This window comes from Actinomadura geliboluensis, assembly GCF_005889745.1.
Taxonomy (GTDB): Bacteria; Actinomycetota; Actinomycetes; order Streptosporangiales; family Streptosporangiaceae; genus Spirillospora; species Spirillospora geliboluensis.
The window spans coordinates 1-1,019 of the sequence record NZ_VCKZ01000761.1 but is presented as its reverse complement, the minus strand read 5'-3'; the positions used below and the strand labels follow the sequence as shown (position 1 = coordinate 1,019).

Here is a 1,019-nt window from a genome sequence, read left to right as displayed (position 1 = left end):
ACGACGGCCTGCAGATGCTCGCCGATCTCGTCATCGACCGCGGTGTCCAGCAGCCCGTCCAGCCGCACCGACGGCGCGAACCCCAACTGCTCGGCGGCGGCGTCCACCAGCGCGTGCACCCGGCTGCGCAGCGACGCGACGTCCACCGGCGCCTGCAACGCGAAGATCGTGGAACGGATCTGGCGCATGGTGTCGTCCAGATCGTCCACCGCCCGCTGGATCCGGACCGCCACCTCCCGCTTCTGCGTGATCTTGATCGCCGCCATCAACGTCATCGCCGCCGCGAACAACCGCTGGATCACCGTGTCATGCAGATCCTTGGCGATCCGGTCACGATCCTCCAGCAACGCCAACCGCTCGGTGTCACGACGCCGATCGGCCAACTCCAGCGCCACCGCCGCCTGCCCCGCAAACGCCTCCAGCAACCGCTGCGTCCCCTCCGAGAACACCGCACCGCCAGGCGGGTTCACCACCGAGATCACCCCGCGCGCCGCGTAACCGAGCCCCAGCGGAACCGCCAGCAACGGACCGACCGGCACCTGCGTCGGCACCTTCGCCTCACGCGCCGCCTCACCGCCATCGGCCGACCGCAACGACACACCGCCCGTGAACACCGGACCCACCACCGAGTGACCCAGCGGAACCCGCAGGCCCTCCAGCCGCTCGCCGCCCTCGCCGTCCGCAGCCTCCACCACGAACTCCGCGCGGCCCTCCTCCAGCAGCGCCACCGCCGCCAAACCGGCATCGGTGATCTCGCGGGCCCGCTGAGCCACCAGCGCCGTCACCTCATGCGGATCCGTACCCGACAACAGCGCCGTGGAGATCTCCGTCGACGCCTGCAACCACCGCTCCCGCCGCCGCGTCTCCTCATACAACCGCGCATTCTCGATCGCCACACCCGCCGCCGTGGCCAGCGCCGTCACCACGACCTCGTCCTCGGGATCGAACTCGCCGCCGCCGGCCTTCTCGGTCAGGTACAGGTTGCCGAACACCTCGTCCCGGACGCGGATCGGCACCCC

General features: G+C 70.7%; 1 protein-coding gene. It reads right to left on the bottom strand.

Features of this window, described 5'->3' with window-relative positions; translation table 11 throughout:
• The coding region (locus tag ETD96_RS44095) for a sensor histidine kinase (protein ID WP_138642394.1) at positions 1-1,019 on the bottom strand (1,019 nt) is incomplete at both ends.